This window comes from Acinetobacter legionensis (assembly GCF_048551735.1).
Lineage (GTDB): Bacteria > Pseudomonadota > Gammaproteobacteria > Pseudomonadales > Moraxellaceae > Acinetobacter.
In genome coordinates this window covers 72,519-89,063 of sequence record NZ_JBIMBV010000016.1, presented here as the reverse complement: position 1 = coordinate 89,063, position 16,545 = coordinate 72,519, and the positions used below count along the sequence as shown (strand labels likewise).

The 16,545-nt window shown below is 38.7% G+C and carries 16 protein-coding genes; 8 read left to right on the top strand and 8 right to left on the bottom strand.

Going from position 1 to position 16,545, the window contains the following annotated elements; translation table 11 throughout:
- Positions 1–67: 67 nt before the first annotated feature.
- The gene (locus ACG9ZL_RS15000; protein WP_336952507.1) at positions 68–826 is read right to left on the bottom strand and encodes an SIMPL domain-containing protein; all 759 of its coding nucleotides are present in this window, start codon (positions 824–826) and stop codon (positions 68–70) included.
- Between the two features lie 266 nt (positions 827–1,092).
- On the opposite strand from ACG9ZL_RS15000, the gene ACG9ZL_RS14995 reads away from it, so the two are divergent.
- Both ACG9ZL_RS14995 and ACG9ZL_RS14990 read left to right on the top strand, forming a co-directional pair.
- On the top strand, positions 1,093–2,247 hold the full coding sequence (locus tag ACG9ZL_RS14995) for a methionine aminotransferase (RefSeq protein ID WP_419360599.1): 1,155 nt from the start codon (positions 1,093–1,095) through the stop codon (positions 2,245–2,247).
- A gap of 127 nt (positions 2,248–2,374) precedes the next feature.
- Complete coding sequence (locus tag ACG9ZL_RS14990) at positions 2,375–3,742, top strand: MATE family efflux transporter (protein WP_336952509.1); 1,368 nt, start codon at positions 2,375–2,377, stop codon at positions 3,740–3,742.
- A gap of 93 nt (positions 3,743–3,835) precedes the next feature.
- Here the strand turns inward: ACG9ZL_RS14990 and ACG9ZL_RS14985 are convergent, their stop codons facing one another.
- Positions 3,836–4,681, bottom strand: coding sequence for an SDR family NAD(P)-dependent oxidoreductase (locus ACG9ZL_RS14985; protein ID WP_336952510.1), 846 nt, complete (start codon positions 4,679–4,681; stop codon positions 3,836–3,838).
- Positions 4,682–4,893: 212 nt separating this feature from the next.
- Between ACG9ZL_RS14985 and ACG9ZL_RS14980 the strand changes: the two genes are divergently transcribed.
- The 4 genes from ACG9ZL_RS14980 to ACG9ZL_RS14965 all read left to right on the top strand — a co-directional run bounded on the left by ACG9ZL_RS14980 (position 4,894) and on the right by ACG9ZL_RS14965 (position 8,391).
- Positions 4,894–5,568: a TetR/AcrR family transcriptional regulator gene (locus tag ACG9ZL_RS14980; protein WP_419360598.1), complete on the top strand. Its 675-nt coding sequence runs from the start codon at positions 4,894–4,896 to the stop codon at positions 5,566–5,568.
- Between the two features lie 273 nt (positions 5,569–5,841).
- Complete coding sequence (phoB, locus tag ACG9ZL_RS14975) at positions 5,842–6,552, top strand: phosphate regulon transcriptional regulator PhoB (protein ID WP_004718724.1); 711 nt, start codon at positions 5,842–5,844, stop codon at positions 6,550–6,552.
- Positions 6,553–6,577: 25 nt separating this feature from the next.
- Entirely contained in the window at positions 6,578–7,936 is a 1,359-nt protein-coding gene (phoR, locus tag ACG9ZL_RS14970) for a phosphate regulon sensor histidine kinase PhoR (protein WP_419326927.1), read from the top strand.
- A gap of 23 nt (positions 7,937–7,959) precedes the next feature.
- Positions 7,960–8,391, top strand: a complete 432-nt coding sequence (locus tag ACG9ZL_RS14965) for a hypothetical protein (RefSeq protein ID WP_336952513.1) — start codon at positions 7,960–7,962, stop codon at positions 8,389–8,391.
- A gap of 192 nt (positions 8,392–8,583) precedes the next feature.
- Here ACG9ZL_RS14965 and asd read toward each other — a convergent pair whose 3' ends face one another.
- From asd to pncB, 3 genes are all read right to left on the bottom strand, one after another.
- Entirely contained in the window at positions 8,584–9,435 is an 852-nt protein-coding gene (gene asd / locus ACG9ZL_RS14960) for an archaetidylserine decarboxylase (protein WP_419360596.1), read from the bottom strand.
- Positions 9,432–10,280: a sulfurtransferase gene (locus ACG9ZL_RS14955; protein WP_419360595.1), complete on the bottom strand. Its 849-nt coding sequence runs from the start codon at positions 10,278–10,280 to the stop codon at positions 9,432–9,434. The genes asd and ACG9ZL_RS14955 overlap by 4 nt, the downstream gene beginning before the upstream one ends.
- 92 nt (positions 10,281–10,372) lie before the next feature.
- Positions 10,373–11,599, bottom strand: coding sequence for a nicotinate phosphoribosyltransferase (gene pncB / locus ACG9ZL_RS14950; protein ID WP_004718736.1), 1,227 nt, complete (start codon positions 11,597–11,599; stop codon positions 10,373–10,375).
- A 279-nt stretch (positions 11,600–11,878) separates the two neighbouring features.
- Here pncB and dtd point away from each other — a divergent pair, with 279 nt between their 5' ends.
- A complete protein-coding gene (dtd, locus tag ACG9ZL_RS14945; RefSeq protein ID WP_419326925.1) occupies positions 11,879–12,319 on the top strand; it encodes a D-aminoacyl-tRNA deacylase in 441 nt (146 codons plus the stop codon).
- 94 nt (positions 12,320–12,413) lie between these two features.
- Here dtd and ACG9ZL_RS14940 read toward each other — a convergent pair whose 3' ends face one another.
- The 3 genes from ACG9ZL_RS14940 to serB all read right to left on the bottom strand — a co-directional run bounded on the left by ACG9ZL_RS14940 (position 12,414) and on the right by serB (position 15,074).
- Entirely contained in the window at positions 12,414–12,893 is a 480-nt protein-coding gene (locus ACG9ZL_RS14940; RefSeq protein WP_336952518.1) for an SCP-2 sterol transfer family protein, read from the bottom strand.
- A 215-nt stretch (positions 12,894–13,108) separates the two neighbouring features.
- The gene (gene aciT, locus ACG9ZL_RS14935; RefSeq protein ID WP_336952519.1) at positions 13,109–13,423 is read right to left on the bottom strand and encodes a ciprofloxacin tolerance protein AciT; all 315 of its coding nucleotides are present in this window, start codon (positions 13,421–13,423) and stop codon (positions 13,109–13,111) included.
- Positions 13,424–13,853: 430 nt separating this feature from the next.
- Positions 13,854–15,074 (bottom strand): phosphoserine phosphatase SerB, encoded by a 1,221-nt coding sequence (gene serB / locus ACG9ZL_RS14930; RefSeq protein ID WP_419360594.1) that lies wholly within the window; start codon positions 15,072–15,074, stop codon positions 13,854–13,856.
- Positions 15,075–15,151: 77 nt separating this feature from the next.
- On the opposite strand from serB, the gene ACG9ZL_RS14925 reads away from it, so the two are divergent.
- Positions 15,152–16,438, top strand: coding sequence for a hypothetical protein (locus ACG9ZL_RS14925; protein WP_419360592.1), 1,287 nt, complete (start codon positions 15,152–15,154; stop codon positions 16,436–16,438).
- Positions 16,439–16,545: the final 107 nt, after the last annotated feature.

Genomic DNA, 16,545 nt, shown 5'->3' with positions numbered 1-16,545 from the left:
TATTTAAATCATAAAAAAATGGGAGTCTAGCTCCCATTTTTTAGCACTGGACTTTTTATCAACTGTATCAATCAATCGCATAATTGATGGTCACGACAACACGCGCAATTTTATTAATGGTGGCTTTGTCATAAGCACCGCCATAATCGCTATCATCATCAGAACCACTTTCAGGTAAAATATAAAACGCGCCCTGACTTGCAGAACGCATCGCACCGACTTTTACCCCACCGACCTTTGCAAACTCATTGGCGCGACTATGCGCATTTTTAGTTGCATTGGCGATCAATGACATTTTTATTTCTTCCAGATTTGACACTAAATACTGCGGTTTCTGCTCGATGGATATGCCTTTTTCATCTAGTAAATAAGCATCTTTTGCTGCTTTTTCAATCTTTTGAATATCACGACTATCAATCACCAACGACTGCATTGCAGTATAACCTCTAAACTCACGGGTAACTTTCCCATCTCCCTGATTAACTTCCTCATAATAGGGTTGAGAGCTTTTATTACCCAATTTCATTTCTGTTGCCTTAAATCCACGCTCAACAAAGAAATCTTGTAACGCTTTTATTTCTTGATCCAACAATTGATAGGCGGCTGAAACACTGTCTGAAGCATGACTGGTTTGCAGATGAATTTCCCAGCGTGCTAAATCCGCTTGTATGGGTTTTTCAGCCAACCCTTTGACGACTATTGAATTTTTTTCTCCATTAAACTGCTTAAGTGCATAGCCCAAGACACTTGCGGAGATAATGAATCCTAAACTTAGAATGAGTGCAAAGACCCATAAAGTTTTATATGTGATTGATTTATTTTCCATTATTGTAGTATCGCTAAAATTATTATAAATAAGTTATAGTCAGGATCCTACCGCAAGTCAACTTACTTTGACTCTAGAACAACATCGCTTTAATGAACTTCACCCAACATACTCTGTAACAACATATTACCCCTCTCAAATCTAATTTCTCTATCTTAAATTCCTACAGCACCTCTCCCCCTAACCAATAGATTACTTAATCCTATTCAGCTCCTTAAAACGACCTGCTAAACTGCCACTAATACATTTATAAAATCAGTCTGGTCATGATCGAAATCCACTCCAAACTCCCTGCTCAAGGTGTCACCATTTTTAGCATCATGACCGCTATGGCACATCGTCTTAACGCCCTTAACCTGTCACAAGGTTTTCCAGACTTTGATGCACCACCAGCGTTGCTACAATCACTCAGCCAAGCTACATTAGATGGTTTTAACCAATACGCAGCAGGTGATGGTTTATTAGCCCTAAGAGAACAACTGGCTCAACTGTTTTTAAAACGTGATCAATTACAACTTGATCCAGTCACCGAAATCACCATCACTCCTGGGGCAACGATCGGGATTTTTAGTGCCATACAAGCTATCATTCATCAAGACGATGAAGTGATTATTTTTGATCCAAGCTATGACAGCTATGCTCCGAGCGTGCAATTGGTCGGTGGTAAAGCCATTCATATTCCACTCAATGCGCCTGAGTTTTCTGTGGATTGGAATCAAGTCAAATCTGCAATTACAGATAAAACCCGTATGGTCATTGTAAATACCCCACACAATCCAACTGGCGCGATTTGGTCTAAACAAGACTGGCTAAATTTAATTGAATTAATCCAAGATAAAAATATTATTGTGCTTTCAGACGAAGTCTATGAGCATTTGATTTATGACGGCGAAAAACATTATTCAGCATTGTCATTTCCTGAACTCAGAGAACGTAGTTTTGTGGTCGGTTCTTTTGGTAAAACTTTCCATGTAACAGGTTGGAAAACAGGTTATTGCATTGCGACACCCGAGCTCATGAAAGTATTCCGTCAAATTTATCAATTTGCCAACTTCTGTGGGGTAACACCCGTACAAATGGCGCTTGCCAATTTTATGCAACAGCATCCTGAACATATTGACGATCTATCAAGCTTCTATCAGCAAAAACGTGACCTGTTTATTTCAGGTATTGCGAATTCAAAATTCAGTTTAATTCCCTCTCAAGGCACATTCTTTCAAAATGTTGATTACAGCCAAATTCGCCCAGATTTAAATGATATCGATATGTGTAAATTCTTAGCGGAAGAACATAAAATTGTGGCGATTCCAGTTTCTGTTTTTTATAAGCAAGCCCCTGAAAATTTACGTTTAGTGCGTTTTTGTTTTGCCAAAAAGGAGCAAACTTTGATTCAGGCCTGTGAAATTTTAACCCAAATTTAATCCCAACCCATACAGATCATCTCTGTAAAATTAAAGCCTGAGTTACTCAAATACTCAGGCTTTTTTCTCAGCGTTTGTTATATTATCAATAAGATAAAGATACTCGAAATAGACAGTAGAATAAAAGATGCCAGCTCGTCCCGATATGCTTCACCAACCCAAATTCTGGAAGGTTTTTTTAATCTTCCTTGGTCCATTGATTCTAACCAATATTCTGCAAAACCTGTCTGGAACAATTAATACCATTTTTGTTGGGCAAATGCTGGGAGTAGAAGCGATTGCCGCAATTTCAGTATTTTTTCCGATCCTATTTTTATTGCTGGCTTTTGTGATTGGTCTATCTACAGGTGCGACTGTTCTAGTTGGACAAGCTTGGGGTGCTAAAGATATCGAAAAAGTGCGTACCATTGTTGGCGCATTGTTATTTATGACCCTCATTGGTGGATCAATCATTGCCTTTTTAGGGGTGTTTTTTGCCAAACAGATTCTATTGCTTTTGGGGATAGATCCCAAAATCATGCATCTTGCCCTGCCCTATGTTCAATGGATGTTAATGAGTAGTCCTTTTCTATTCATCTACATCACCTATACGTCTATTTTACGTGGTGTGGGTGACAGTACCACACCATTGATGGCTTCAAGTCTAACGATCATTGTTGGCGTCATTGTAACTCCAGCCTTGATTGGCGGTTATTTTGGGCTACCTAAGCTCGGCATTATTGCTCCAGCAATTGCCAGTGGCCTAGGCTTTATTTCAACTTTAGTTTTCCTTTATGTCTATTTGAATAAAAAAGATCATGCTTTAAGACCTGATGCAGCGTTAATCCAACATATCCGCTATCACCCTCAATTTAGTCGCAGTATCTTGCGCTTGGGTGTGCCGACAGGTATTCAAATGGTGACCAACTCGGTCGCAGGACTGGTGGTGATTGGACTGGTCAATCAACATGGCGCTCACGCAACAGCAGCATATGGTGCAGTCAACCAAGTCCTGAACTATATCCAATTCCCTGCTTTGTCGATTGCCATTGCTGGTTCTATCTTCGCAGCTCAAGCTATTGGTGCTGGGAAATCTGAACTACTGGCAAAAGTGACGCGAACAGCGCTGTTGAGTAATATCGTGATTACAGGTTCATTGGTACTCTTGGCCTATATTTGTTCAAAATATTTGATGGCGTTGTTTATTACAGATCCGTCTGTAATTGAGTTGGGTCAGCAATTACTATTTATCGTGTTGTGGTCAATTATATTTTTTGGAGCAAGTGCAATTTTTGCTTCGATCATGCGGGCCAGCGGAACTGTGACTGTGCCTATGATTTTTAATATTTTATCCATTCTGCTCATTGAAGTTCCGTGTGCCTACTTATTTAGTCAATGGTTTGGTTTACAAGGCATTTGGTATGCTCTTGCCCTGACCTTTTTCAGTCTATGTCTTATGCAAGGTCTTTATTACCAATTTGTCTGGAAAAAGAAAACCATTGAGATCTTAATTTAAACGAATGGATATTAAGTTGTTATTCAACCCATTATTTCTCAAAGTCTAAAATGAAAAAAACCGTCAGCTTGACGGTTTTTTAATATCAATCAACTATTTTGGTTCTAACTTTTTACTAAACTTAGTCGCAAAACCTGTAATTTTTTGATATCCAGTCGGTAAAATACGCTGAATTAAATCTAAGGTTTTTGCATCATTCCCAATAAGTAAACGGCGCTTGTCTTTCAATACAGCATCCAACATTTGTTGAGCAGCATCTTCTGGAGGCATACGCAATAATTTATTAAATGCTTTTGCTGATTTCTCAGGGTTCATCCCCAAAGAACGTAAGCTGTCATTCATACGCGCATCATTTGCAATATTGGTACGAATACCGCCAGGATGAACACATAGAGCAGATACGCCACACTTTTCAATGTCTAATTCTTGACGTAATGATTCAGTAAAACCACGTACCGCAAATTTAGATGCATTGTATGCAGACTGGGTCGGCTGAGCCGTTAAACCAAATAAGCTCGAAATGTTGATGATATGTCCATCACCTGTTTTCTTGATATAAGGCAAAAATTCTTTTGTTCCATAGACAACGCCCCAGAAATTGATATTCATAATCCATTCAAGTTCGTCATAAGATGCACCTTCTACGGTAGATCCTAAAGCTACACCAGCATTGTTAAAAATCATGTTTACAGAACCATGATTTTGCACAGTATCCTCAGCCCAAGCTCGCATTTCTTCAACTTTGGCAACATTCACTTTTTTTGAGGTCACACGGACATTATATGGTTTGACCAGTTCAACGGTTTCAGATAAACCTTTTTCATTCACATCACTAATGGATAAATGACAACCTGCTTTTGCCAATAAAATAGCAAGTTGTTGTCCCATACCAGAGCCAGCACCAGTAATTGCAGCGACTTTGTTTTTAAAATTTTTCATTGTCTATCCTTTTTTAAACCCGCACAAAGCATTCAGAGTGATGTGCAGCTCACTTGCTCAATATAATTTTGACAATCATTATTGTCAATATTATATTGTGATTTAACCGATGTTTTTTTATACAAAAATTCTAGAATAGGTTTCAATGGCTTTTATTGCTAAAATAAGCGCTTCTTTGTGACAATCAAATATGACACGAGTAATTTTTTACAATGAATGAACCACTTTCAACTGAAAAGAAAACTATAAATAAAGCAGTCAAAGAACGTCAATTTAAGGGTATGTCCTTATCTGAGCGAAAACTTGCACGTCGAGAAAAGTTGATCGAAGCAGGGATTGAAGCCTATGGCACGCATGGTTTTTTTTCTGTCACCGTTAAAGATATTTGTAATGAAGCGAAACTGACTGAACGTTATTTTTATGAGTCCTTCAAAAAAAGTGAAGAACTGTTCCAAGTCATCTTCCTACAACTGATTGAACAATTACAACAAACCGTAATGCAAGGGGTCATGCAAGCAGCACCTGATCCTAAAAATATGATCCGTGGTGGCTTAACTGCAATCTTTACCATGTTAAAAAATGATCCACGTGTGGCGCGTATTATTTATATTGACGCCATGCTGGTTCAAGAACTGCATAATCATGCCACAATCCATGAAACGATGGGCCGTTTTGACCGATTAATTCACTCCTTTGTTACCCTAATGATGCCGCATATTGAACGCAGTGAACAAGAAATTTCCTTGGTTGCCACAGGTTTAAATGGCTATGTGACTCAAATTGCGGTTCGCTGGGTCATGGGTGGATTTAAACAATCGCTTGAAGAAATTGTCTCAGCATGTGAAATTGTATTTGTATCGCTGATTGATTCATTTTCATCTCAATAAGATTGTTAGCTTAAATATTTTTGTCATCAAATCGTCATAAAAATGTCAAATATCTCATTTTTATTTTCAATTTAAATAAATTTCTTTTCATAAAATGGAAGATTTATTTAAAAATTTCATGGATTATTCATCATATCGACGATTATTTGTCACATTTTTTTGCAAAAATTCGTCAACATCTTCTTTTTGCAATGATACTGTCATAATTAATCTTTGTAATAAGCCTGTCATAAATAAAAGACGGTACACCGTTCATACATAGGATATTGCGTTGTGAAAGATGACTATATATTAATCGTCGATGACGAACTTCCGATTCGAGAAATGATTCATACCTCATTGGATATGGCAGGCTTTCAATGCTTGCAAGCTGAAGATGCAAAACAAGCCCATCAAATGATTGTTGACCAACGACCATCTTTGATTTTACTCGATTGGATGATGCCTGGCGGTGTGAGCGGTGTAGACTTATGTCGTCGCTTAAAACGTGATGAAAATTTGGCAGAAATTCCAGTCATCATGTTGACAGCACGCGGTGAAGAAGACCATAAAGTTCAAGGTCTTGATGCTGGTGCAGATGACTATATGACCAAACCATTCTCTACTCGTGAATTGGTTTCTCGTATCAAAGCAGTACTTCGTCGTGCCAATGCCCTGAGTGGCGAAAAAACCATTGATGCCAATGGATTAATTCTTGATCCAGTGAGCCAACGCGTCAGTTTTAGTGATAATATTTTGGAAATGGGTCCAACAGAATACCGATTATTGGCATTTTTTATGACTCATCCTGAACGTGCTTATACACGTGCCCAGTTACTCGATCAGGTCTGGGGTGGCAACGTGTATATTGAAGACCGTACGATTGACGTACACATCCGCCGCTTACGTAAAGTGCTTGAACCATATGGCGCCGATCGCTACGTACAAACTGTACGTGGAACGGGTTATCGTTTCTCTACCCGTGCAGATGTTGCCTTAGGTTAAGCATTCTCAAGGTAAATAATTTTCTATGTATGAACCCTACCCCGTCCCAGATCTTGCGCGAGAACATAAAAAATTTCGTTACAGTAGCTTGTGGGAATTTGCAAAACAAGATTTACGCCTGCTTGGTTTTTTACTCATCATTGGTGGATTTATTGGTTTAGGGATAGGGTATTTTTGGATTACTATTTCCATCGGTTTTGCGGTTTTTTTCCTATTTCAATTACGCTCTTTATACTTGGTGAATGAATGGATTTCGAATCGTCCTTACGATTCTCCGCCCAATTTAGAGGGTATTTGGGGAGCGCTATTGTTTAATGTTTATCGCGCACAACGCCAAGAACGTGTGGTTCAGGCTGAAATGGTCGGCTTGATTGACCGTGCCCAATCTTCACTGATTGCTTTGGCCGAAGCTGTTGTTTTAACGGATGAATTACATCAGATTGAATGGTGGAATCCTGCGGCAGAAAGACTGTTGGGCATTCAACCTCTAGATCGTGGGCGTAATATCTTGACCATTATCCGCCAGCCGAGCTTTATTGAATATTTTAATAATATCGACCAATCTCCAGATGGCATTAAAATAAAATCTTCTGTTTATGAAGAGCATTATGTACAGATTAAACTCACACGTTTTGGCAGTGAAAGCCGTTTGCTCGTCGCTTACGATGTGACACGTGTACATAATCTAGAACAGATGCGCAAAGACTTTGTCGACAATATTTCACATGAACTGCGTACACCACTCACTGTACTCAGTGGTTATATCGAAACATTTACCGACCAAGAGGATTTAAATCCGCGCTGGAAACGAGCATTTGAACAGATGCAATCGCAAACACGTCGTATGAATGCGTTGGTCAATGACTTACTCTTGCTTTCACGTTTGGAAGGTAATAAACAAGTCGCAAAAAATCAAATCATCGATATGCCGAATTTGATGAATCAGCTTTTTGATGATGCACAAGCCTACAATGTTGATTATGGACATACTTTAAACTTAGATATCGACAGCCATTGTGACCTGATTGGTTCCGATGCAGAACTTGCCAGTGCGTTTAGTAATTTAATTACCAATGCGATTAAATACACTCCAAAAGGTGGCACCGTTACAATCGGCTGGCATGATGACAGTGAACATGGTTATTTTACCGTTGAAGATACCGGGATCGGGATTGACCCAAAACATATTCCACGTTTAACTGAACGCTTTTATCGCGTAGACAGTGCACGAAGCCGTCAAACGGGTGGAACAGGTTTAGGGCTAGCTATTGTGAAGCATGTTTTAATGCAACATAATGCTTACTTAGAAATTGATTCTAAAGAAAATCAAGGGTCTATTTTTAGAGTGGTTTTTCCCAAAGAGCGCCTTGATTTTGCAGGTTAATATTTGTTTTTTGATTAATTCTAATGAAACTATTTTTAGATTGTGAATTTAATGGCTTTGGCGGTGAATTAATTTCACTGGCATTGGTTGACGAGAATAATCAGCATTTTTATGAAGTTTTAGAATGCTTAGACCCAATTACTTGGGTTAAAGACCATGTCATGCCTCGTTTAAATCGAAAACCGATTCCCTTAGCGCAATTTCAAAGTCGCTTACAGATTCATTTATCTCGATATACAAGTCTTGAAATTGTGGCAGATTGGCCTGAAGACTTTGCCTTATTTACCCGTAGTCTTATGCTTTCAGCTGGGAAATGTATCCAAACACCTCCGCTCACCATGCAGTTATGGATGCAGGATCCAATCGAAACCCATGTTGCCTCTGAAAATCCACACAATGCATTAGCAGATGCACACGCTTTAAAGCTGTCTTATTTCAATGCCTATCATCTTTGATTTATTCTAAAAATAAAACCAATTTATATAACGGGCTCTTTAAATTGCGACTTATACCGGAATTCTTACATTAATTTTCTAAGAAATTCTTCATTATATCGTTATATTCATGCACTTATTTAAGATGCTATAAGGCTTTAGACTCGGTGACTCTCTACAACAGAAAGTACACCTCATGATAGAATAAGCAAATTAAACGGTATGCCCTAAAGCTTCACCCATCACTACAATAGAATTAGCTTTAAACTGTTCATCCCAAGTAATTTTATTCTGTTCAAACAATATAACTGCGGTTGAACCTAAATAAAAACGTCCAAGCTCAGCACCCTTTTCTAAGGCCAAATCGTGCTGGTTTAACTCTAAACGCCCTGTTGGTTTTACTTTACCAGTTGCCACAGTTTCAATTCCTGCAACAATCATTGCCCCCACTAGAACAACGGCCATACGTCCTAATTCGGTATCAAATAAACATACCATACGCTCATTACGCGCAAATAAACCTGGAATATTCTCTGCTGTAGTTTGGTTTACAGAAAATAATTCACCGGGGATATACAAAGTTTCTGTCAACGTTCCTGCAAATGGCATATGAACACGGTGATAATCACGTGGTGATAAATAAACCGTGGCAAATTCACCATTGATAAATGGTGTAGCCAATTGTGGGTCGCCAATCAGTTTGTCTACAGAAAAACTTTGGCCTTTGGCCTGAAATACATCACCATCTTTAATTTTACCCAACTGAGAAATTGCACCATCTGCTGGAGAGACAATACTGGTCTGATCTGCATCTATCTCTCGCACACCATCTTTTAAAGCACGGGTAAAAAATTCATTGAATGATTTATATTTTAAAGCATCACTTTGCTCAGCAATAGAAAGGTCTATCCCATACTGGGCTTTAAATGCTTGAATCGCTATATTTTTAACAATTGGATTTTCACTGGCTGCAACTTTACCAACAACTCGACTGAGTTGTTGTTGTGGAATGACTTTTTGTGCTTGGATAAAAATTTGTTTTTTTAACGCTGATGTAAGACTCACGCAGGTGATTCTCCAGTAATAATTGGACTATCGAGGCGATTGCCCCACTCGCTCCACGCACCATCATAGGCTTGAATATTCCAATTCAATAACCGCCCCAAGATATAAGCCAAACCAGAACGATGATGTGACTGACAGTACACCACCACAGGCTGGTCAAATTGAAAGCCTAATTGTTCTAGACGTTGTTGCGTGCGTTCAAGAGGATGCAATTTTAAATGATTTTGACGATTAATTGCAGTACTCCATTCAAAATGTTGTGCATTTGGAATGTGACCGCCGCCTCGCGCTGCCAACCGCTGTCCCGTATACTCTTCTGAAGTTCGACAATCCCAAACTTGAATCGCTTGCTGCTCAACCTTTTGCAACAATTGAGCATATTCAATCCGGTGCTGATCAAGATGTTGTAAATTGACCGTAACCAAGGCTTCAACTTTGCTAAAGCTTTCCGCTTCCGCCGAAGTCGGATAGCCTGCTGCTAGCCACGCATGAATTCCACCATTGAGTAAGCTGGTATTATAAAAACCAAGGCAATGTAAATTCCAGATCAAACGCCCAGCCCAAGCACCACCTTCATCATCATAGACCACGACATGATGTTCTGGAGAGATGTTCAAATAGCCAATCAGCGCTTTTAAACCATCCTCATCAGGCAATAACCCTGAAGCTTGTTCTTCCTGTCGCACCAGCAGTTGCGGTTTAACATGCAATGCATGTGGAATATGTAATTGATCATACACAGAGCTACGACTTAGATCGACAATACGAATTTTGTCATGCCCTAAAAATGGCACAAGTTGTTCTGCTTCTATGAGTAATTCGAAGTTAAAGGCTGATGTAGTCATACGTTTTTCTATTTTAAGACCTTGAGCACAAATGATCTTAGCACAGTGTTTTTTACCAATATGCTGATTTTTCACATTCTTTTAGCAAAAATTCAGATATCAATTTTCACTGCTTCGACAACTTCAGGTATTTCAAAGACCTGTCGTAAGTATGCTAAGAAAGTATCGTTGTCTGTCATGGTTTTTCCGGGACTATCTGAAATTTTTGCCACTGATTGACCGTTACATTCCACCAGTTTTAACACGATATTGAGTGGGGTTTGCCCCATATCATTGGTCAAATTCGTACCAATACCAAAACTGACTTGAAAGCGATCTTTAAAGTATTGATACAACGCCCACGCACGCTCTATATCTAATCCATCACTAAACGTCAGCATCTTGGTTTTGGTATCAATTTTTAGTTTTCGGTAGTGTTGATAAGCTTTATCACCCCATTCAAATGGGTCACCACTGTCATGACGTAAGCCATCAAATAGCTTGGCAAAATACAAATCAAAATCTTGTAAGAATGCATCCATACCAACCACATCGGTCAAGGCAATGCCCAAATCGCCACGATACTCTTGTACCCATGTTTCTAAAGCAGCTTTTTGAAAATCTCTTAAGCGGACATCTAGCGCTTGGAATGCTTGTAGAAACTCATGTGCCATGGTTCCAATTGGATGAATATTTAATTCTTTTGCCAAGAGGACATTACTGGTACCTCTAAATACATTGGGTACAGCTGCATGGAAGGTCTGGATCACATGTCTTTGCCAATCTAGACTATAGCGACGGCGAGTACCAAAATCTGAAACTAAAAAGGGAGGAGCTTGTGTGCCTTGTTGTTGTTCAAATTTCTTTAATAATTCAACTTTGGCTTGTAGACGACGTTCACCTTCAACATAAATGTCATCATTACGAATCCGGCTAAAATAAAGTTCATTGACAATCGCCAGAACAAAAATTTCAAACATCATCGCCTGAACCATTGGGCCTTCAACCCAAATGTCTAAACGACCTTGTTCATCAATACCCGCTTTAATAAAACGACGTTTCAGTTGGAATAATTCTAAATAGTCGACAAAATCACTTTTGATAAAACGCATACTGCGTAAATATTGCAATTCATCTTCTTGGAATTTGAGTAAGCAGAGATGATCGAGCTGCTCGTTCAAATCATCCAGAATATCCGTCAGGGGATAAACCGTAGCATCTAGATTACGACAGCGAAAATGATACACACTGTGCGTTTGTGGAAATTTATGTAGCACCACTTGTAACATGGTAAATTTATATAAATCTGTATCGAGCAAGGATTGGATGATTGGCGCCATATCTATTTTAATTTCGCTATGCTGTTTTTATTAAAGCATATTTTTCACTGAGATAACGTAATCATTTATAAGTGATGAACTATATTTTCAGTTAAGCTCAACATAAATCTCGGCATATTTGTTTTTTTAATTTATCTATTTATATTAGAATGCCATAAATTCTATTTTTATTCAAAAGCTTACCAATAGATTCAGCTCTACATCAATGACTTGCTCACATCATCTTACTGAGTTTTCCCTGTTAGAATAGGCTTATCATATTTTAGTCTTATTGTTTATATGCGCGCATTATTACAAAGAGTGTTAGAAGCCAAAGTCGTTGTTGAGGGTGAAACCACTGGAGAAATTCAAAAAGGAATTTTGGTTTTTCTAGGCTTAGCTAAGGATGACAATTTTGAAAAAGGTCAAAAATTAATTGATAAAATTTTGAAATATCGTTTTTTTGATGATGAGCAAGGCAAAATGGGGTGGAACGTCAGCCAAGCCAATGGCGGGATTTTATTGGTTTCTCAATTCACATTAATGGCACAAACGCAAAAAGGCTTGCGTCCAGACTTTGGACCAGCCATGCCGCCCACTGAAGCTCAAGCGCTTTATCAACAATTGGTTGATTATGCTCGATCACAATTTAAAAACGTTGAAACAGGTATTTTCGCAGCAGATATGAAAGTTCATTTGGTCAATGATGGACCAGTGACCTTTAACTTGGAAGTTGAATAATTAGAAGTTGAATAATCAAAATCTTGATCTTAATGGCAATGTTTAAATCTTAAAAAGCCCGATCAGATCGGACTTTTTAAGATTATCGATTCGCTTAGCGTCCAGTCTTCTCTTTTAAGAATTGACGTGCCAATTTAATTTTGTCTTTTACTGGTTTGGGAACTTTTGGTGGAATCAGCTTAGCAACTTGGTTAAACCAGACTAGCAAACTGAAATCTCCTTCCATTTTGATGCTGCCGTTTTGCATACCCGTCATAAAAGCTGTTGGATCGCCTTTTACTAAAGTTTTTACACCTTGCTCACTGTCAGCAAACTGTAAAACAAAATCAGCTTTTTGTTCAGCACCTGAAACGGTATCAATTTGACCATTGTTCACAATAATTTGGCGTGCCACGCCCAAGTCGGTACCAATCTGAATACGGAACTGACGATCATGAGTCAATTCAATAAATTTTGGACTGGTACGAGCCAATTGTTTCATACGAAGTGCTAAACCCAATACAAGCAAATCCAGTGGATCTGTACTTGCATCAACGATTGGTAACTTCACAACTGGAATTGCAGAAAGTTTCATGACATTTAAGCCTGTTGTTTTTTAAATTAGATTCGAATTTGCTCATCCTAACATAACTGTCATTGCGTAGACATGGCTTTCAGAGCAAAGTATAAACTGAAAAAAAGGTATACCATTATGATATACCTTGGAATGTCTAAATTGATTTTTTTCGTGTAATTAAAGTCACTATTGTTATCTTAGCGTTCATATTGACTGAAGTTTTCACTCAAAACTTATTCATCTTCATAGACTGGTGTATGTTCAATATATTGACGATTTGCCAATGCTTTTTGTGCACGGCTATCTTCACGTAATAAAAGTGCAATCAATGCAGACATCGCCAACATAATCGCGGTTAAATAGCTATATGCGACCGAAATATCAAAGATGTTCTGTACACTATAACGCATTGCTTCCAAGATGCCCCAGAAGATCATGCCTGCAAACATAAACCCTAACCAATGACGATAAGGGGAAAAGAAAACGGTAGCCAACGCTGCAGCAATTAGACCGAATCCAATCAATGTTGCAAATGTTGTTGATACCATAACAACCTCCGTCAAAATGATGCCTTTTAAAAAAACCGTTTAAATAGGTGTTTCACAACAATTTCAAGCTTTATAATTTTTCTTAAATCACCTTATAGAAGCTTATGCATTGCATTATGTATAGTTTTTATGAGAAGGAAAGAGCTGTTTTCTGGTTAAACGACACACTTTGTCGCCACATTCATTTGTCATTACATTTTTTAAGAATCCTGTTTTTCTCACAATCTATTTACCATCAATCATGCAGTGTCATTACAAAAAAATACATACAGCTTTTAATACTAGAAAATCTTTTTTTAAGTTCTAAAACCAATAGTTTGATCAAGTTGTTTTATTGACCACTAATCACAGCAAAGTAATTCATTTTCAAATAAAAAATAGCGACTTAAAGTCGCTATTTGTCATGATTCTGCAATATAATCCAAGTCATTTAAGCACGTGATAAATCTTTATCATGCACACCTAAAAGATAAAGCACACCATCTAGACCTACGCTTGAAATGGCTTGATTGGCATTTTGACGAACCACAGGTTTAGCACGGAAAGCCACACCGAGCCCAGCAATTGAAAGCATTGGTAAATCATTTGCACCATCTCCAACCGCAATCGCTTGCTCAGGTGAAATCCCCATTTTCCCAACCAACTCAGTCAATAAATACGCTTTGCGTGCACCATCAACGATATGCCCTTTAACCTCACCTGTCACAACACCATTTTCAACATCAAGAATATTGGCATGCACTTCATCAATGCCCAGTTTTTCTTGAAGAAATTCAGCAAAGTACTGAAATCCCCCAGATAAAATCGCAGTTTTATAACCCAATGATTTTAGTGTCGAGATTAAACGCTCAGCACCTTCTGTCACGGTTAATCGCTCAGCAATTTGTGGCAATACTTTGGCATCAAGGCCTTTCAGTAATGCAACCCGTGCACGGAAACTTTGTTGAAAATCTAACTCCCCTTGCATTGCACGTTCAGTGATTTCAGCGACTTTATCGCCCACCCCTGCTTCTTTGGCAAGTTCGTCAATTACTTCTTGCTCAATCAAAGTCGAGTCCATATCGAAACAAACTAAGCGGCGATTACGGCGGTAGGCATTGTCTTCTTGTACAGCAACATCAATATTTAATTCAGCAGAAAGCCGTAAACATGCGGCACGCATCGCCTGTGCATCAAGCATTTGCCCACTCAAGCCAAATTGAACACATGAACGCTTCAGTCCATCTTGGCCTCCGTTACGCTCGGGACGACCCGATAAACGAGTTACGGTTTCAATGTTAAAACCTTGACTTGAAACAATATTGGTCACCGCTTGCAGATGTTCGGCTGTGAGCTCTGGTGCTAAAGCGGTCACGATATAACGTGTACGCCCACCTTCACTCACCCATTGGTCATATTCTGCGCCTGAAATCGGCTTAAAACGAACTGTTAAACCAATATCATGTGCTAAAATAAGGATGTCTTTCATGGCTAAAGCTGTTGCAGTTTGATCGTTTGACGACACTACAATACCTAAAGTCAATTGATTATGGATGACCGCCTGCCCTACATCTAATATTTGCAAAGAATGTACGGACAACACTTGCATTAATCGAGTAAACTGATTGGGTTGGTCAGGTCCTAAAAATGAAATAAGAATGATTTCTCGCATGAATTGACTCGGGTCTGAGCTACAACAATTGGAAGAATCATAATCGAAATCGAAATTTTTTGCTTTGGAAGTTTACGTTGAATGCGCCAAGACAAGGGCTATTTGCTAGCCTACTTATTGTAAGTTTTGCATTTCATACCTTTTTATTGGTAGTTGCAACAACACATCAATTAAATGAAAACCGTGCCAGCCAAGGCCAACTCATGACCAGTCAATTGGTCACGGACAGCCTGTCTGAACTCGAACCCGCAAATACTGTGTCATTGGCGCTATTGGCAAATCGCTATGCGACCAATCCAAGTGTGGCTTCGATTCGAATACTTGATGCGAAAAAACAAGTGTTGGCAACCAGTGGTATGGCAAAAACTCGTCAAGGTGAAGTGTTTGTTCGTGATGCATTACAGAACGAGAAAAAAGTTGGCACAATTGAAATTACCTTGATCAAGCCAAGTATTGGTGAAATTTTACGTACCCAATGGCTGGCTATTTTAGTGTCATTATTGATTCATGCCTTTTTATGGCTGGCCTATCGTGCCATCGCTCGCCCAACACGTAGTGAATATTTGGCTCGTATCAACAATGAAGCCCGTTTAAAACACGAAATTCAACAATTGACAGAAGCACTTGAAGCTGAGAAAGCCAATCGCACGATTGCGATTGCGCAAGCTCAACAACAAGCACAAGCCAAAGCAAAACCTGAACCCAAAACACCTGTAACCACGACACTGGAAAATGACCAAGAGATTTTGGCGCTGAATATTCAGTACTATGATCCAAAGCAACTGATGAATACGGTCAACCAATCGGTTTCACTGCCTTATTTTAATTTATGTCAGATTTTTCTTAATAAAAGTATTGAACTTTGCGCACAGCATTTCAAATTGAATGCAAAAGCTTTCACCATTCATCAAGAATTTAATCAGAATGGTGCAATCCTGAGTATTGATGCTGAAAAACCCAATGCAGCACAATCTATATTAATGGTTGGTTCGGTATTTCAATTATTGTCAGAAGTTCTGTATAAACGTTACCGTGAAGATAAGCGCTTTGTTTTACAGACGCGTTGTGCGATCACCACCTCAGTAGAGGCAATGCAACTTGATGCGTCTCAAGCGGCTGAGCGCTTGGTGAACCATTTAATTGCCAAAGAAATGGCATTGTATTTAAGTAATGATCAGCTCAAGCATATTGGTGATTGTTATCAATTGGTTGCCTTACCAAATCCAACCAATGTGTTGACTCGTCATTCATTTATGATCAATGGTATGAATAATGACTGTGCTGAAATTGCACAAAATATTCGTACTGAGATTTTAAAAGGAAAGAAAAATACACCAAACTCTGAAGTAATCTCAGAGAATTAAGTATTTACCATCTATCAAGCCCTCCTCTTTTTTAAAGTGTGAGGGTTTTTCTTTTATTACGCTCAATTTCCGATAAGTTCATCTTATTTTTTTCGAAATGAGTGTCT